At 57.0% G+C, this 14,654-nt stretch carries 18 protein-coding genes; 8 read left to right on the top strand and 10 right to left on the bottom strand.

Features of this window, described 5'->3' with window-relative positions:
* Positions 1 to 93 precede the first annotated feature (93 nt).
* On the bottom strand, positions 94 to 801 hold the full coding sequence (locus tag QWY83_RS07120; RefSeq protein ID WP_249945499.1) for an alpha/beta fold hydrolase: 708 nt from the start codon (positions 799 to 801) through the stop codon (positions 94 to 96).
* A 124-nt stretch (positions 802 to 925) separates the two neighbouring features.
* A complete protein-coding gene (locus QWY83_RS07125; RefSeq protein WP_249945498.1) occupies positions 926 to 1,669 on the bottom strand; it encodes an alpha/beta hydrolase in 744 nt (247 codons plus the stop codon).
* A 159-nt stretch (positions 1,670 to 1,828) separates the two neighbouring features.
* Here QWY83_RS07125 and thrS point away from each other — a divergent pair, with 159 nt between their 5' ends.
* On the top strand, positions 1,829 to 3,775 hold the full coding sequence (gene thrS / locus QWY83_RS07130) for a threonine--tRNA ligase (RefSeq protein ID WP_249945497.1): 1,947 nt from the start codon (positions 1,829 to 1,831) through the stop codon (positions 3,773 to 3,775).
* Between the two features lie 32 nt (positions 3,776 to 3,807).
* Here the strand turns inward: thrS and QWY83_RS07135 are convergent, their stop codons facing one another.
* Positions 3,808 to 4,176, bottom strand: a complete 369-nt coding sequence (locus tag QWY83_RS07135) for a hypothetical protein (RefSeq protein ID WP_249945496.1) — start codon at positions 4,174 to 4,176, stop codon at positions 3,808 to 3,810.
* Between the two features lie 59 nt (positions 4,177 to 4,235).
* Positions 4,236 to 4,562 (bottom strand): arsenate reductase family protein, encoded by a 327-nt coding sequence (locus QWY83_RS07140; RefSeq protein ID WP_249945495.1) that lies wholly within the window; start codon positions 4,560 to 4,562, stop codon positions 4,236 to 4,238.
* Between the two features lie 176 nt (positions 4,563 to 4,738).
* Here QWY83_RS07140 and QWY83_RS07145 point away from each other — a divergent pair, with 176 nt between their 5' ends.
* Positions 4,739 to 4,948, top strand: coding sequence for a cold-shock protein (locus QWY83_RS07145; protein ID WP_067545895.1), 210 nt, complete (start codon positions 4,739 to 4,741; stop codon positions 4,946 to 4,948).
* 6 nt (positions 4,949 to 4,954) lie between these two features.
* Here QWY83_RS07145 and QWY83_RS07150 read toward each other — a convergent pair whose 3' ends face one another.
* Entirely contained in the window at positions 4,955 to 5,452 is a 498-nt protein-coding gene (locus QWY83_RS07150) for a BLUF domain-containing protein (RefSeq protein ID WP_249945494.1), read from the bottom strand.
* A gap of 219 nt (positions 5,453 to 5,671) precedes the next feature.
* Positions 5,672 to 6,580 (bottom strand): FAD-dependent thymidylate synthase, encoded by a 909-nt coding sequence (gene thyX, locus QWY83_RS07155; protein ID WP_249945493.1) that lies wholly within the window; start codon positions 6,578 to 6,580, stop codon positions 5,672 to 5,674.
* 185 nt (positions 6,581 to 6,765) lie between these two features.
* On the opposite strand from thyX, the gene QWY83_RS07160 reads away from it, so the two are divergent.
* The 4 genes from QWY83_RS07160 (at position 6,766) to QWY83_RS07175 (ending at position 10,269) form a co-directional block, all read left to right on the top strand.
* The gene (locus QWY83_RS07160; RefSeq protein WP_249945492.1) at positions 6,766 to 7,740 is read left to right on the top strand and encodes a thymidylate synthase; all 975 of its coding nucleotides are present in this window, start codon (positions 6,766 to 6,768) and stop codon (positions 7,738 to 7,740) included.
* Positions 7,741 to 7,837: 97 nt separating this feature from the next.
* Complete coding sequence (locus QWY83_RS07165) at positions 7,838 to 9,112, top strand: hypothetical protein (protein WP_249945491.1); 1,275 nt, start codon at positions 7,838 to 7,840, stop codon at positions 9,110 to 9,112.
* Between the two features lie 58 nt (positions 9,113 to 9,170).
* Entirely contained in the window at positions 9,171 to 9,599 is a 429-nt protein-coding gene (locus tag QWY83_RS07170; RefSeq protein ID WP_249945490.1) for a VOC family protein, read from the top strand.
* Positions 9,541 to 10,269, top strand: coding sequence for a DUF1194 domain-containing protein (locus tag QWY83_RS07175; protein WP_249945489.1), 729 nt, complete (start codon positions 9,541 to 9,543; stop codon positions 10,267 to 10,269). The genes QWY83_RS07170 and QWY83_RS07175 overlap by 59 nt, the downstream gene beginning before the upstream one ends.
* On the opposite strand, the gene QWY83_RS07180 is transcribed toward QWY83_RS07175, so the two are convergent.
* From QWY83_RS07180 to QWY83_RS07190, 3 genes are all read right to left on the bottom strand, one after another.
* Positions 10,263 to 10,715, bottom strand: a complete 453-nt coding sequence (locus tag QWY83_RS07180; protein WP_074039062.1) for a MarR family winged helix-turn-helix transcriptional regulator — start codon at positions 10,713 to 10,715, stop codon at positions 10,263 to 10,265. The two genes, QWY83_RS07175 and QWY83_RS07180, sit on opposite strands and share 7 nt — an antisense overlap.
* A gap of 163 nt (positions 10,716 to 10,878) precedes the next feature.
* Positions 10,879 to 11,154, bottom strand: a complete 276-nt coding sequence (locus QWY83_RS07185; RefSeq protein ID WP_249945488.1) for a succinate dehydrogenase assembly factor 2 — start codon at positions 11,152 to 11,154, stop codon at positions 10,879 to 10,881.
* 2 nt (positions 11,155 to 11,156) lie between these two features.
* A complete protein-coding gene (locus QWY83_RS07190; RefSeq protein WP_249945487.1) occupies positions 11,157 to 11,537 on the bottom strand; it encodes a helix-turn-helix domain-containing protein in 381 nt (126 codons plus the stop codon).
* A 79-nt stretch (positions 11,538 to 11,616) separates the two neighbouring features.
* Here QWY83_RS07190 and QWY83_RS07195 point away from each other — a divergent pair, with 79 nt between their 5' ends.
* Positions 11,617 to 12,819, top strand: a complete 1,203-nt coding sequence (locus QWY83_RS07195; protein ID WP_249945486.1) for a pyridoxal phosphate-dependent aminotransferase — start codon at positions 11,617 to 11,619, stop codon at positions 12,817 to 12,819.
* A 6-nt stretch (positions 12,820 to 12,825) separates the two neighbouring features.
* Complete coding sequence (locus QWY83_RS07200) at positions 12,826 to 13,251, top strand: hypothetical protein (RefSeq protein ID WP_249945485.1); 426 nt, start codon at positions 12,826 to 12,828, stop codon at positions 13,249 to 13,251.
* On the opposite strand, the gene QWY83_RS07205 is transcribed toward QWY83_RS07200, so the two are convergent.
* The gene (locus tag QWY83_RS07205; protein ID WP_249945484.1) at positions 13,252 to 14,604 is read right to left on the bottom strand and encodes an MATE family efflux transporter; all 1,353 of its coding nucleotides are present in this window, start codon (positions 14,602 to 14,604) and stop codon (positions 13,252 to 13,254) included. It lies immediately after the preceding gene.
* Between the last annotated feature and the right edge of the window lie 50 nt (positions 14,605 to 14,654).

Below are 14,654 nucleotides of genomic sequence, written 5' to 3' on the forward strand. Positions count from 1 at the left end.
AACAAAGGGGCCTCAGGGCCCCTTTTTGCTGCCTTTGTGCTGTAAATATGACGGGTGAATTGGCCGCAGGCCAAGAGGGCAGCGCCCTCCACCTTACTGCAGAACCAAGGGCTGCTTCATCCACGACCGCAGGGTTTCCCCAAAGGCGGCGGGGGCCTCTAGGCTAGGCAAATGACCAACACCTGGCAGCACAGCAAGTTGCGCGTAGGGGATCAACTGCGCCATAAATTCGTGGCGTTTGACTGGGAAAACGGTGTCCTCTGCCCCGCAGATCAAAAGCGCAGGCTGTTTGATACGGCGCAGGGTGCTTTGTTGATCGCGGCGGCGCTGCATGGCGCGGCATTGGCGGACATAGGTTTCTGCCCCGCCCGCTTTGCCCATGGTTTGCAACTTGCCCCAAACGTCCTTGCGATGGGCGGCACCGATGGCTTCCATCGGGACTTCTTTGGCTAAGATATCCTCAAACCGCCCTGCCCGCGCACCGACGATCCGCAGTTCCCTTTCGGCGGAATCCTGTGGCGTCTCGGGTAAGGGCGAGGTCGAGATCAACGCAACCCGCGTAACACGCTCAGGCGCGCGGCGCAAAATCTCCATCGCGACCATGCCGCCAAATCCATGCCCCGCGAGGGCAAACTTCTGAGGCAAACCGGGCAAGAGGTTCGATGCGATTTCGTCAATCCGCTCGCCTTGGCAGGTCGGTGCGACCATCACGGGGCGCTCTCGGCCTAATGCCGTAAGCTGCGGTAAAAACAGTCTGATATCCGACAAAATGCCGGGTAAAAGAACCATTGGTTCGGTCATTGGTGTCCTGCCCCCGCGTCATCCGCGGAATTGCCTGCGTCAGTCTTTCGCGAGTGTTTTCACCCGTCTTAACCGCATCATGGCGCAACTCTCCTTTTGAGGGAAGAGGGCAAAGGATCACAATTTAGCCGATACGTTCCAAAATATCACAGACCGACTTTTCGATCAGCGCCAGACAGGCCGGATCAGAGAACCGATGGTCCGCGCCTTTGACGACCGTCAGTTGGATATCGTCGCCCTGCGCATGGGCAAAAAGGCGTTCCGCGACGTCCTGCGTGACCACATCATCCGCGCTGCCTTGCAGAATGCGCGCGGGGAATGGGAATGTCAGCGGGCTGCGCAGGATCAGGCGCGTGCGGCCATCCTCGATCAAGCGGCGGGTGATTACATAGGGCTCAACATATTCGTTCGGAATTTCGATGCGGCCCACCGTCATGATGGTTTCGCGTTCTTCGTCAGTGAACCCCGCCCAATAGCCGTCTTCGGTAAAGTCGGGCGCACCTGCGATTGTGACCAGACCCGCAACCTTATCCGCGCGTTCGCGGGACAAGAGAAGCGACACCCAGCCACCCATAGAGGAGCCGACCAATACGACCTGACCGTCGATCAAGTCGATCGCTGCGCTGGCGTCTTCGAACCAATCACCGATGCAGCCGTCCTCAAAGTCACCATCGCTGATGCCATGGCCAGAATAGTCGAACCGCAAGAACCCCTGCCCCGATGCCTTGGCCCATTCTTCGAGAGCGAGCGCCTTGGTGCCTTCCATGTCGGACTTTAGACCACCACAAAACACGACATAGGGCGCGCGACCTTTGGTGAGGTTATAGGCGATGCGGCGGCCCTCTGGGGTGGTCAGATACTCGGTCATGGCGGTTCTCTCTTTGATTTTTTCGCCACATTTGCCCCGATGACCCAGAATGGCAAGCCTGCGGGCTTGACGTGTCAGCAATCGAGGATCAAAACGCGGCTCGAACCATATACCCGCAACCGGGCGTTCCGTGGGCGCCAAACTGACGAGGAGACGGCCATGAGCCAGATTTCCCTTACCTTCCCCGATGGCAATTCGCGTTCTTATGATGCAGGCGTAACCCCTGCTGAAGTCGCGGCATCTATTGCCCCTTCGCTGGCTAAAAAGGCCATCTCTGCTACTGTGAATGGTGCGCATTGGGACCTTCAGTGGCCGATCAACGAGGACGCAACTGTTGCGATCAACACAATGCAGGACGATGAACCTGCGCTGGAACTGATCCGTCACGACCTCGCTCACATCATGGCCCGCGCTGTTCAGGCGATCTGGCCAGATGTCAAAGTGACCATCGGCCCCGTTCGCGATTACGGCTGGTTCTATGACTTTGACCGCGAAGAGCCGTTTACCCCCGAAGACCTCGGTGAAATCGAAGCGAAGATGAAAGAGATCATCAACGCTCGCGAAGAGGTAAAGACCGAAGTGTGGGACCGTGCTCGCGCGATCAAACATTACGAGGACACCAACGAGCCCTATAAGGTCGAGCTGGTGAACCGCATCCCCGAAGGCCAAGACCTGCGGATGTATTGGCACGGAGACTGGCAGGACCTCTGCCGCGGTCCGCACTTGCAGAACACTGGTCAGGTTCCCGCTGACGCGTTCAAACTGACCCACGTGGCGGGTGCATATTGGCTCGGTGATAGCTCGCGTCCTATGTTGCAGCGTATCTACGGTATCGCGTTCAAAAACCGCAACGACCTGAAGGCGCACCTCAACATGCTTGAGGAAGCGGCAAAGCGGGATCACCGTAAGCTCGGTAAAGAAATGGACCTCTACCACATGCAGGAAGAGGCACCGGGTCAGGTGTTCTGGCACCCGAACGGCTGGACCATTTACACCACGCTGCAGGACTACATGCGCCGCCAGCAGCGCCGTGACGGCTATGTCGAGGTGAACACCCCGCAGGTCGTGAACCGCAAACTGTGGGAAGCCTCGGGTCACTGGGAAAACTACCAAGAAAACATGTTCATCGTTGAAGTTGACGAAGATCATGCCCGTGAAAAAACCGTCAACGCGCTGAAACCGATGAACTGCCCTTGCCACGTTCAGGTGTTCAACCACGGTCTGAAATCCTACCGAGACCTGCCGCTGCGTATGGCTGAATTTGGGTCGTGCAACCGTTATGAACCCTCGGGCGCTCTGCACGGGATCATGCGTGTGCGTGGCTTTACCCAAGACGACGCGCACATCTTCTGCACCGACGACCAGATCGAAGCCGAAACGAAGAAATTCATCGACTTCCTCGCTGGGATTTACGCGGACCTTGGCTTCCACAATTGGAAGATCAAACTCTCTACCCGTCCTGAAAAACGTGTTGGTTCGGATGAGAGCTGGGATCGTGTAGAGGCCGCTCTGGGTGATGCGTGTAAGGCTGCGGGCTACAACTACGAAATCCAAGAAGGCGAAGGCGCGTTCTATGGTCCGAAGTTGGAATTCGTTCTGACCGACGCGATTGGCCGTGATTGGCAGTGCGGCACCCTGCAGGTTGACCCGAACCTGCCAGAGCGTCTGGATGCGGTTTACGTTGGCACCGACGGCGACAAACATCGCCCCGTCATGCTGCACCGCGCGGTTCTGGGATCGTTCGAACGCTTCATCGGTATTCTGATCGAAGAGCACGCAGGCAAACTGCCGTTCTGGCTCGCGCCGCGTCAGGTGGTTGTGGCGTCGATCGTGTCGGATGCAGACGGTTACGTGGCTGAGGTCGTTGAGGCGCTGCAGGCACGCGGTATCCGCGCTGAAGCCGACACCCGCAACGAAAAGATCAACTACAAGGTCCGTGAACACAGCCTTGGCAAGGTGCCTGTCATCCTCGCCATCGGCGCACGCGAGGTCGAGGAACGCACCGTGTCCGCCCGCCGTCTGGGTGAAAACAAGACCGAGACCATCGCTCTTGACCAGATCATCGCTGATCTAGCTGTTGAAGCGACACCGCCCGATCTGCGGTAATCAAAACATTCTAAGAATTTGGAAAGGCGCGCTTAAAAGTGCGCCTTTTCTTCGTCTGGTTTACCCGCTGCAATCGCGAGGATCCCGCCGACGCCTGCCATGCCGATTGGGAACATGGTGGCAAAGTTAAAGCCGAACGCGGCATACATCATCACCGCCGACACCATCAAAAGCCCCCCTCCCCAGAGCGCACGGTATTTCGCCATACCAGACCCCGTGATCGCGAGGATCGGGCCGAGGAAGCTCGCCGCTTTGATAAAGGCAGGATTGGTTACGACGCCAAAAATTTCTCCGACTTCGGAATGGGTTTCGGTCAGGGACACATAGCCAAAGCTGAAAATCCCGATGATCATACCGATCACCCCGCCGAAAATACCCAATGCTTTGGCTGCGCTCCGCATGGCGTGCTCCTGTTTATTGCTGACCCTACATAGGCACGGCACGACCGCGCCACAACACCCTAGCCCAGAACGCTGGCTTTAACGGCGGCAGACCAGCCTTGATACCAGACGCCGTCAGAGACGATCACGGGACGCTTAAGGAGCGTCGGATGTTCGGCGAGCAAATCGGCAGGATCACGTGCCTTATCCTCGTCCGACAGTCCGCGCCATGTGGTCGAGGCACGGTTCACCGACTTTTCCCCAAAGGCCGACAAAATCGCCGCGATATCATCGCCAGACAACCCATCCGCGCTCACGTCTTGAACCTGAGGATCGAGCCCCGCTGCCGTCATTTCTTTGATCGCCTTGCGACAGGTGTCGCAGGACTTCAGGGAATAGACCTTCATTTCGCCTCCTTTTTCGGCATTTCGCGCAAGATGTCGCCTCAATGCAAGGTTGTCATTTGTCTTTTGAAAAATCGTGTTACGCTTTGAGTCGCAGATCGGTGGGTGCCACAACCTAATGCGCACTCATCGTGACGGCCACGCCCAAACGGGCAACCGACGACGAAGGAGTTACGACAATGGCTAGCGGTACTGTAAAATGGTTCAACACAACCAAGGGCTATGGCTTTATCGCCCCCGATGGTGGCGGCAAGGATGTGTTTGTCCATGTATCAGCTGTTGAACAAGCCGGCATGACCGGATTGGCAGACAATCAGAAGGTCGAATTCGACCTGATTGAAGGCCGTGATGGACGCCAAATGGCAGGCAACCTCAAGGCGGCAGGCTAACCGGCGTTAGCCCTCGGACCGCTCAGCAATCAGCGGATACCACTGCCCATCCTGACTGAACCCTCGCACCAACCGTTGCGAGGCCTCTTTGGCGGTGCTCACTTTTTCACGCGTCAGCGCCGCATCAACGCTTGAATGAAGCTCTGGATCGTTGATTTCCCGCACGTTTCCAGGTGTTCCCATGCGGAACGTCTTGAACTCGCGATTGGCGATATCCTCGGTCACGAGAGTGGTGACATCAGAGTGACGTTTATCGGAACGGATATCATCAAAGGTCGACATAACGGAGTCGAGCGGCCCCTCGAGAACCTGCCAGAACTGCCCCTCGTCATAGATCAACATGCCAGTGAGACCTTTGATCTCATTACGCTTGGAAGCCTTGACCAAAATGTGTTCGATCTGCTCGCTTCCCATATTGGGTGCAGCAACGCTCACGTAGATCAAACGTATCAATTGTTGGCTGTCTTCCGGCACACCTATCTCCAGCATATTGGTCTTTGACATGGATAACGACCGATGACTGTTTCGCTTTACGCCAAAACAAAGACTTACCCAACGTCAACTTCTACCAAATATTCTTTTGTGACAGGAATGCAAGTCACCGCCAAAGATCACATGACACTTTAGCGTGTAGTATATCAGAAAATCTTAAAAGAGTAACATATGTAAAAGCCTACCCCGTGAAACAGGGTAGGCTTTGACTTTAAAAAGCTAAAAGTAGCGTTAGTTTTCTAGAACGGTTTGGAACTCGCGCCACTCACCTGCGCTCATGCCACTGTTTTCCTGAGTCACAGACTCGCCTTTAAGCATACGACGCACACAGTCGAGAGCTTTACCCGAGAGCGTTGCGCCACCCATGCGGTAATCCTCGAACGCTTGATACGCGGCAGGCACCCAATCCGCGACGACCTTGCAAATTTCGTCCGCATAGACGCGGATTTCGTATTGCGCGTGGCTATCCGCCCGCAGACGCAAGAAGTGGAATAGGTTGTGAAGGTCCACCTTCCAGTACCACTGGGTATAGATGTTCGCAGGCAGGTTCATCCGCGCCAATTCACGTGCAAGCCCCTGCTGCCCCTCTTGAGAGATCATTTCCTGATAGTGGTCGTAGCAACGTGCCGCATCACCCTTGAGATATTCTAGAACGCGCGCCGCTTCTTCACCCGTCAGAACCTCACCGCGGCCTTGGTTGTTGATCACCGACTGGGCGGCCAGAACGTCGGGCTCTGGGATGTAGAATTCACGATCCATAATCGAATAGCGGGCGGAGTATTCGTTCACGTTCGCCGTCCGGTGACGGATCCACTGGCGCGCGACAAACACAGGAAGTTTGACGTGGAGTTTGATCTCGCACATCTCGAACGGGGTCGAGTGCCAGTGGCGCATCAAATAGCGGATCAGACCTGCGTCGTTCTGAACGGATTTGGTGCCCTTACCGTAAGACACACGCGCCGCCTGACAGATCGCAGCGTCATCGCCCATGTAGTCCACAACCCGAACAAAGCCGTGATCCAGCACGGGTTTGATGGTGTAGAGGTGGCTTTCCATCCCCTCGGAAACAGCCCGCAATGTTTGACGCGGTGTCGCGCGAAGTTCGGCAACCTCGGCCTCTTGTTCGGGGGTAATGGACATTTTGCTCTCCTCGGGGACTGGTGACTCGCGCGTCACTATATATGGCAGACGTCAGAGGCAAAACCTCCATATTCCGTGTCAGCAGCGCGACAGGCACAGATTTAACCTAGCCGAATGGTTGACAGAGACTAACCTAAAGTCGATTGTCGCCCTCAATATCCAAGAACGATTTTCAGAGTCCGATAATGCAGAAATCCATTTTGACTTTCGCCCTCCTGACCGCCCTCGCGGCCTGCGGTGGAAGTGGGACCAATCCGTTTCAGCGAGCGGAGGTGGATACTGGCACAGGCACAGGTGCGGACGAAGAGAGCACCACCGATTTTTCGAAGCTGACCGATGACATGCGCGGGGTGGTTTTTGATCCTGATGCGGGCACCCTATCCGTCGACATCTACGGCCTCGATCAAACGAACCAAGACTACGCGCTGGCCGCCTATAACCGGACGCCTGTCCTTGATATTCCTGGGTACCTCGCCTTTACCTATCAGGACGACCCTCTTGATAGGCATTTCACGGCCTTTGTTGCGCAAGATTTTGCACAAACGGTTCAAGGGGCCGTGGCCGCGGATGGTGGGCAGTTCAATATCTACCTTTCTGGTGCGACCTTTATCGCGCTTGAGGCATTTTCGAACCCAACCTCGTCATTGACGGGCACCCAGACGGGCCTTGTGTCCTATGCAGGCAACTATGCGGGCGTCACGAATATGGGGGCTGTTGGTGATCTCTTGCTCACCCCTACGACGCCAGTGGACTCGGGTTTGTTGCCGCGTCAGACACTGACCGTTCAGGGCCAGATTTTCCTCAACGTCGACTTTGGCGATAACTCGATCAACGGTCGCATTTACAATCGCGAATGGGGCAACACGCCACTGCCGCACTATACTCCGACCTACGACGACGAAGGCTATCTGCCCGATATCGTCCTCACCGTGACCTCTATTAACGATGTGGGCGAATTCTATGGCGATGCACAAAATCCGGCCCAAGCGGGCATCGGCAATTACGGTGGTGTCTTTGGTGGAGCAAACGCCGAAGGTGTCGCGGGTGGCATTTTCGTTGAAAACCACGTGGGGGTCGACAACGCCGATGAATATGGCGTTTTCGTTCTTACGCAGTGCGGATTGACTGGGGCGGACCCCATCTGTGCGACGGTTAATTAACGTCTTTACCACATCAGTTTTCGCTCTCGGGGTTAGCCTAGCGCCGTCCGTGGGGCGGGCCGAAACCGCCGAAATCTCCCTCGCTCAGGGGCACGTCATGGCACGACAAGCGCTATTGTCGGGCGATTTTGGGTTCGCGATGGACTTGGCGCTCGCGCTTTTGGATGCGGACCCAGACGACGCAGATGCCTTGGCAATCTTGGCGACGGGATTGATACGGGTGGGCGATTACCCATTGGCCCGCAGCACCGCTCGCCGCGCCTACCTGCAGGCCGAGGCAGGGTTGCAATCCTACGAGGCCGCCCGCATTGCGGCCCTCGCGGCCAAGCTCGACAATCGGTTCACCCTCTCACAACTCTGGCTGAGGCGCGCCGCGAACCATGCGGAACTGCCGAACCTCGCCGCGCAAACGGCTCAAGATTACAAACAGGTCGCCGCGCAAAATCCGCTTTGGTTTCGCGTGAATGCATCAGTCAGACGATCCGACAACGTGAACGGCGGCAGCGATACGGCGCTGAACGTGATTGACGGTGTGCCTTGGGTTGGGACCCTCAGTGCAGAGGCGCAGGCGCTCTCTGGCACGGTGGCCTCGGGGCAGATATCTGCGCGCTATCGGATTGACCAATCGTCAGAGCACCTGACCGCTTTGACAGCGCAGTTGCTGACGCAAAATGTGTTCTTGTCTGATGCGGCCCAAGCCAGCGCACCCGATTTAACCAACGCGGACCTCAGTTCCTATTCCCTGACCGCTGGCATTGAACATCGGCAAAAATGGGACAACCTCACGACGACCATCAGTGCAGAAGTTGGGCAAGTTTGGTCGGGGGATGCAAAGTCCTATGATTTGGCACGCTTGGGCGCAGGGCTGAGCTACGGGCTAAATGACAACGCAGCAGTTTCCGCGACGCTCCGCCATGAGATGCGGTTCGATCGGACGGGCGGGCGAAACGACGACACAGTCACAACGTTCGGCGCAGGCATCACTGCAATTGCGCAGACGGGCATCGCCCAAGGGCGTTGGAGCGCGGGCGTCAATCATACGATGACCGAAAGCCCAACCACCAACCGCGCCAATACCGCCTCAAGCCTCTACGCGAGTTTTGCCCCGAACATGCAGGGCAAGCCAGTGCAACTACAGGCATCGGTTGGCCGCGCGGTCACGCTTTATGACGATTACGCCCTGCCACCAGTGTTTTCGGGCGAACGGCGGGACGAGACGTCCTTTGCCGTGATAGAGGCTGCGTTTCCGAACATGACCTATGCGGGTTTCATGCCCGTGATCAGCCTTCGGTCCGTTCAAACCGATAGCAACATCAGCCGCTTTACCCGATCTGAGACGGGGATCGAGATCGGCTATCGTTCTTCTTTCTAACTGGTCTTCGTCGGCTGGAGTGCTAGGGTTTGACCAAAGCAGTTTCGGGAGAAAACCTATGACCCTACGGTATTTGCACACAATGGTCCGCGTGAAGGATCTGGAAGAGAGTATGGCGTTTTATGCGCTTTTGGGTCTGCGTGAAACGCGTCGGATCGACAATGAGGCGGGGCGGTTTAGCCTTGTGTTCATGGCGCCAGAGGGCCAAGAGGAGTGCCCGATTGAGCTGACCTATAACTGGGATGGCGACGAGGGGCTGCCATCGGACGGACGGCATTTCGGGCACCTCGCCTATCAGGTGCCGAATATTTACGAGACCTGCCAGCACCTTATGGACAATGGCGTGACGATCAACCGCCCACCGCGCGATGGGCATATGGCCTTTGTGCGTTCGCCCGACAACGTGTCGATTGAACTGCTGCAAGCGGGTGAACAGCTCGCACCTGCGGAACCTTGGGTCAGCATGGACAATGTCGGTCACTGGTAAGTCGCTCGTCGCCGCGGCATTGATTGGGGCGGGCCTCCCTGCCGATGCGGAGTGTCGTCAGGCCTTGGCCTTGGGACTCGATGTGTCGGGGTCTGTGGACGCGGTGGAATATCGTCTCCAGCTCGATGGATTGGCGGCGGCACTTTTGGCGCCAGAGGTCAGCGCAGCCATATTGTCAGACCCGATGGCCCCAATCAGGCTGTCAGTTTATCAATGGAGCGGGCCAGACACGGCGACCATCCTGTTGCCGTGGACCGAGGTCGCCTCGGCCTCTGACCTCTCTGCCATTGCCGCACGATTAACCACGGTTTCGACGGCGCCCGGTGATCTAACCACGTCGATTGGATCGGCACTGATGGCGGGCAAAGCGTTGCTCGACCAGCAGCCTGACTGCTGGCGGCACACGCTCGACCTATCGGGGGACGGCGAGAACAACACAGGCCCCCGCCCCCAAGACATCCCAGAGGACGACCGCATGACCGTCAACGGGCTGGTGATCCTCGGTGGTGAGGATGACGAAGGGCTGCTATCCTACTGGAAAACATACGTCATTCGTGGACCAGAAGCCTTTGTCGAACCTGCCGCGGGCTTTGACGATTACGAGGCCGCGATGCGCCGCAAGTTATTGCGGGAATTGCGCAGCCTCGCTCTCGGCTCACTGGATCAGTAGATATAGCGGATTTGATCGGTCCAATACCGTTCGATCCGTTTGAGCGAGCCAGATATCATATCCATACCGTCATGATCCACCACGCCCCGTTTTTGCAGCCCTTCGGAATGGGCCGCGAACAGTCGGGACACGATATCGCGCACGCGGCGGCCTTTTTCGGTCAGACGGACACGGACAGACCTGCGATCCGCGTAGCAGCGCTGATGGTGCATAAAGCCGCCATCCACCAACTTCTTCAGGTTATAGCTGACATTCGACCCCTGATAATAGCCGCGCGATTTGAGTTCGCCCGCAGTCACCTCATTGTCGCCCACGTTAAACAAAAGGAGCGCCTGAACAGGGTTCAGCTCCAGAACGCCCAAGCGTTCAAATTCGTCTTTGATCACATCCAGAAGCAGCCTGTGCAGGCGTTCGACCAGCGACAGGGATTCAAGATAGTTGTTCATAAAGGCAGCATTCTGCGCCGTAATTGCGGAGGTTTCCTTCTGGACCCCGAGTTCGGAAATCAGGCTCATGCCTCTTACTCCTCTTTCGGTCAGTGGGACCATCTAGGGGTAAGAATCAGAAGATTTGGTTAAAGGTGGCGACGAATTTTCGTCACCACCGATATTACTGGCGCGGCGCCGTCAGGCCTTTGGCCGAAACGGAAATGCGGGCCACCAGGTCTTTGAATTGATCCGGTGCCTCGGTTTGGCCGCTGATCCACTGGTAGAGGTCGAGATCGGCCTCCTCCATGAAGATCTCGTAATGATCGAGCTCCGCGTCGGACATGGTGGAAAGTTCGCGGCTCGCGAAATCCGACAGGATCAAATCCATCTCTTTGATGCCGCGACGCATAGAGCGCATCGCCAAACGTTTGATCCGAATGTCACGCGGTTCAGTCATTGTTACTCCTTCAGCGCGGCGCGCAATTGCCGTTCCAGCTGGCCCATCTTTTTGACGTTGTCCTGCATTTGCACCCGCAATTCGCGGATTTGGGACAGAATGTCAGCGACACCAGGTGAAATTTCATCCTCAGTCGGTTCTGTGGGGCCTTCGCCCTGCCCCGTCAAGAGCCAGGTTATCGAAACGCCCAGCAAACCTGCCAGCATCTGGAGTTTGTTTGCTCGGGGTTCAGTGAGGTCATCCTCCCATCCGCGCAGGGTCGTCAATTTGATCCCGATTTTTCCTGCGAGTTGTTTTTGGGTCAGGCCAGCCGCCTCTCGCGCCCCTGCCACTCGATCACCAAAAGTTGCCTGATCTTCGCTAAACCATTCTGTAGTTTCCACCGTCCGCGCTCCTTGCCGCTTGATTGGGTTACTGGGCCATCTTATGACACATCAGATCCAAATGACCACCGGAGGCGTCATGTCCGTTCTGTCAACGACACTTTCCCGCGTAAAACCTTCGCCCACGATCGCGATGACGACCAAAGCGCAAGAGCTGAAGGCCGCGGGACGCGATGTGATCGGGCTGTCCGCAGGCGAGCCAGACTTTGACACGCCGCAGAACATTAAGGACGCCGCGATTGCAGCGATCAACGCGGGCAAGACGAAATACACGGCTGTCGATGGTATCCCTGAGCTAAAGCAAGCGATCTGCGATAAGTTCCGCCGCGAAAATGGACTGTCCTATGAACCTGCTCAGGTGACTGTCGGCACAGGTGGCAAACAGGTGCTTTATAACGCGTTCATGGCGACCCTGAACGCGGGCGACGAGGTGATCATCCCCGCGCCCTACTGGGTGTCCTATCCTGACATGGTTCTCTTGGGCGGCGGCACGCCTGTGATTGTCGAATGTAGCCTCGAAAACCAGTTCAAACTGACGGCCGAGCAGCTAGAGGCCGCGATCACGCCAAAAACCAAATGGTTCCTCTTTAACTCTCCATCAAACCCGTCGGGTGCTGGCTATTCATGGGACGAGCTCAAGGCGCTAACGGATGTTCTGATGCGTCACCCACATGTCTGGGTGATGACTGATGACATGTATGAACACCTTGTTTTTGACGATTTTAAATTCTGCACCCCTGCGCAGGTCGAACCAAGCCTTTATGACCGCACGCTGACCGTTAACGGCGTGTCCAAGGCCTATGCGATGACCGGCTGGCGGATTGGTTATGCCGCTGGTCCTGAAGAGCTGATTAAGGGCATGCGCAAGGTTCAGTCGCAATCCACATCGAACCCCTGTTCGATCAGCCAATGGGCGGCGGTTGAGGCGCTCAACGGTCCGCAAGGCTATATTGAGGACAACAAGGCCCTGTTCCAGCGTCGCCGTGATCTGGTTGTAGGCATGCTCAACGATGCGAAGGGTGTGAACTGCCCGACGCCCGAAGGTGCGTTTTATGTCTACCCCGATATCTCGGCCTGCATTGGGAAAACCAGCGCGGCGGGCACGTTGATCGACACGGACGAAGCCTTTGCGACCGCCCTTCTCGAAGAGACTGGCGTTGCGGTTGTCTTCGGGTCGGCCTTTGGGCTTTCACCCAATTTCCGCATCAGCTACGCTACCTCGGACGAGGCCTTGGCAAAGGCCTGCACGCGCATTCAACAGTTCTGCGAAGGCCTAAGGTAAGCGACAATGAGTTCTGAATTACCCGAGTATTACTTTCGCGTGCGCGACAATGGCGCGGCCGTGTTCAAAGTGGATACCGAAAACCGTCAGCGCCGAATTGAGATGGACCAGATCGCCGTTGCGAACATCCGCAATGGCGAGATTAAGGCCCAAGGCGCACGGGAGCTAAGCCCCGAAGACCTAAAGGTAATTAGGGACTGGATGGAAGCGCGCATCGCCCTTTTGGCGGCGCGTGATATCGACGACATCCACCGAGCGGTGGACTACATGAACCTGACGACCCATTGGGCGCAGACCAAAGCGACCGATGACCAGTTGGAAGACGTGACAGACGCGCTCTTGATGGCGATGCACGACCTGCGGACGGTTCTGATCCGTAAGAAAGCCGACCGTTTGATGAAGGGTCGCGAGGACGCGTCCGACGACGATTGATCAGCCGATCCTGACCGACCGCGCCCAGAACCGCCACATCAGCGTCAGCGCCGCCATGCCGAGGCCGATACAGAGGCCGAGCCATAGGCCAACCTCGTTCAAGCCCAAGACAAACGCCAGAACGTATCCTGCAGGCAGACCGATCAGCCAATAGCTGATCGTCGCCAACCACATTGGCACAGCCGTATCCTGCACCCCACGCAAGAGCGACAAGGCGATGATCTGCCCCGCGTCGACGAATTGGAACAGAGCGGCAAATATCAGAAGCTTTGCGGCGATGCTGATCAGGGCAACGCGCTGCGGCTCTGACGGATCAACAAAGAGACCGACGAGCGTTTCGGGGAAAGAGAGGAACGTGCTGACAACGATCACGCCAAAGCTCAGCCCGACGATGACAGAGGCCCATGCCGTGCGACGCAGACCCGCTTGATCCTTGCGGCCATAGTCACCGCCAGCGCGGATGGTTGAGGCTTGGCTCATGCCGACGTGGAACATAAAGGCAAGCGCGGCGAGTTGGAGCGCGATGCCATGGGCCGCCAGTTCCAACTCCCCGATCCAGCCCATCATCACAGCACTGGCCGAGAACAGACCGCTTTCGGCCAATGACGTCAGGCCAATCGGCACGCCCATGCGAAAAATCTGCGAAAGGGCTTCGCCATCGGGTTTCCAGATACGCTGGAACAGTTTGATATCTGGCAGTTTGAAATTCGAATAGATCGCGAGAACCAGCAAGGTGATCGTCTGGATCAGGACAGAGGCCATCGCCGCCCCGCGAATGCCCAGCTCTGGCGCGCCAAAGTTACCGAAGATCAGGATGTAATTCACGCCCGCGTTAAAGACGACACCGCCCAAGGTCACCCACAGCAAAATCGCCGTCATATGCTGCGCCGACAGATAGGACCGCAGCACGACAACCAGCAGCCCCGGCGCGATACCAAAGCCCGCGATACGCAAGTATTTCTGGGCCTCTAGGGCGATGATTTCATGTTGCCCCATCCACAGGAAAATGGTCCCCGACCACCACAAGAGCGGCAAAACCACCGCCGCAAAGGCGAGGCTCAACCAGAATGCCATGCGGGTCACACGACGGGCGCGGGTATCATCGCCTTCGGCAGCAGCCGCAGCGACAAGCGGCATCACGGCAAAGCCGAAGCCAGCCCCGAAAATATAGAGGATAAACCACCACGACGACCCCAACGTCACCGCCGCAAGCGCGGTCACGTCATACCAGCCCAACATGATCGTATCGGTCATATGGATCGCAAAGGCCGCAATGCTGCTGCCGACCAAGGGCATGCCGAGGCGGATCAGGGGCAGGACATCCTGACGAAGGGTGGGACGCGTGTGATTCATTGCACCAGCATTACGGCAAGTTGCAATTTTCGTCCATATGATCAAATTCC

It is taken from the genome of Marivivens donghaensis (assembly GCF_030410045.1).
Classification (GTDB): Bacteria; Pseudomonadota; Alphaproteobacteria; order Rhodobacterales; family Rhodobacteraceae; genus Marivivens; species Marivivens donghaensis.

Bases quoted from the DNA above. Each gene is read 5' to 3' on its own strand.
- QWY83_RS07180 (WP_074039062.1), bottom strand. From the start codon at position 10,715: ATGAACAACTATCTTGAATCCCTGTCGCTGGTCGAACGCCTGCACAGG.
- QWY83_RS07140 (WP_249945495.1), bottom strand. From the start codon at position 4,562: ATGAAGGTCTATTCCCTGAAGTCCTGCGACACCTGTCGCAAGGCGATC.
- QWY83_RS07145 (WP_067545895.1), top strand. From the start codon at position 4,739: ATGGCTAGCGGTACTGTAAAATGGTTCAACACAACCAAGGGCTATGGC.
- QWY83_RS07200 (WP_249945485.1), top strand. From the start codon at position 12,826: ATGAGTTCTGAATTACCCGAGTATTACTTTCGCGTGCGCGACAATGGC.
- QWY83_RS07185 (WP_249945488.1), bottom strand. From the start codon at position 11,154: ATGACTGAACCGCGTGACATTCGGATCAAACGTTTGGCGATGCGCTCT.
- QWY83_RS07120 (WP_249945499.1), bottom strand. From the start codon at position 801: ATGACCGAACCAATGGTTCTTTTACCCGGCATTTTGTCGGATATCAGA.
- QWY83_RS07195 (WP_249945486.1), top strand. From the start codon at position 11,617: ATGTCCGTTCTGTCAACGACACTTTCCCGCGTAAAACCTTCGCCCACG.
- thyX (WP_249945493.1), bottom strand. From the start codon at position 6,580: ATGTCCATTACCCCCGAACAAGAGGCCGAGGTTGCCGAACTTCGCGCG.
- QWY83_RS07160 (WP_249945492.1), top strand. From the start codon at position 6,766: ATGCAGAAATCCATTTTGACTTTCGCCCTCCTGACCGCCCTCGCGGCC.
- QWY83_RS07135 (WP_249945496.1), bottom strand. From the start codon at position 4,176: ATGCGGAGCGCAGCCAAAGCATTGGGTATTTTCGGCGGGGTGATCGGT.
- QWY83_RS07165 (WP_249945491.1), top strand. From the start codon at position 7,838: ATGGCACGACAAGCGCTATTGTCGGGCGATTTTGGGTTCGCGATGGAC.
- QWY83_RS07170 (WP_249945490.1), top strand. From the start codon at position 9,171: ATGACCCTACGGTATTTGCACACAATGGTCCGCGTGAAGGATCTGGAA.
- QWY83_RS07125 (WP_249945498.1), bottom strand. From the start codon at position 1,669: ATGACCGAGTATCTGACCACCCCAGAGGGCCGCCGCATCGCCTATAAC.
- QWY83_RS07150 (WP_249945494.1), bottom strand. From the start codon at position 5,452: ATGTCAAAGACCAATATGCTGGAGATAGGTGTGCCGGAAGACAGCCAA.
- QWY83_RS07205 (WP_249945484.1), bottom strand. From the start codon at position 14,604: ATGAATCACACGCGTCCCACCCTTCGTCAGGATGTCCTGCCCCTGATC.
- thrS (WP_249945497.1), top strand. From the start codon at position 1,829: ATGAGCCAGATTTCCCTTACCTTCCCCGATGGCAATTCGCGTTCTTAT.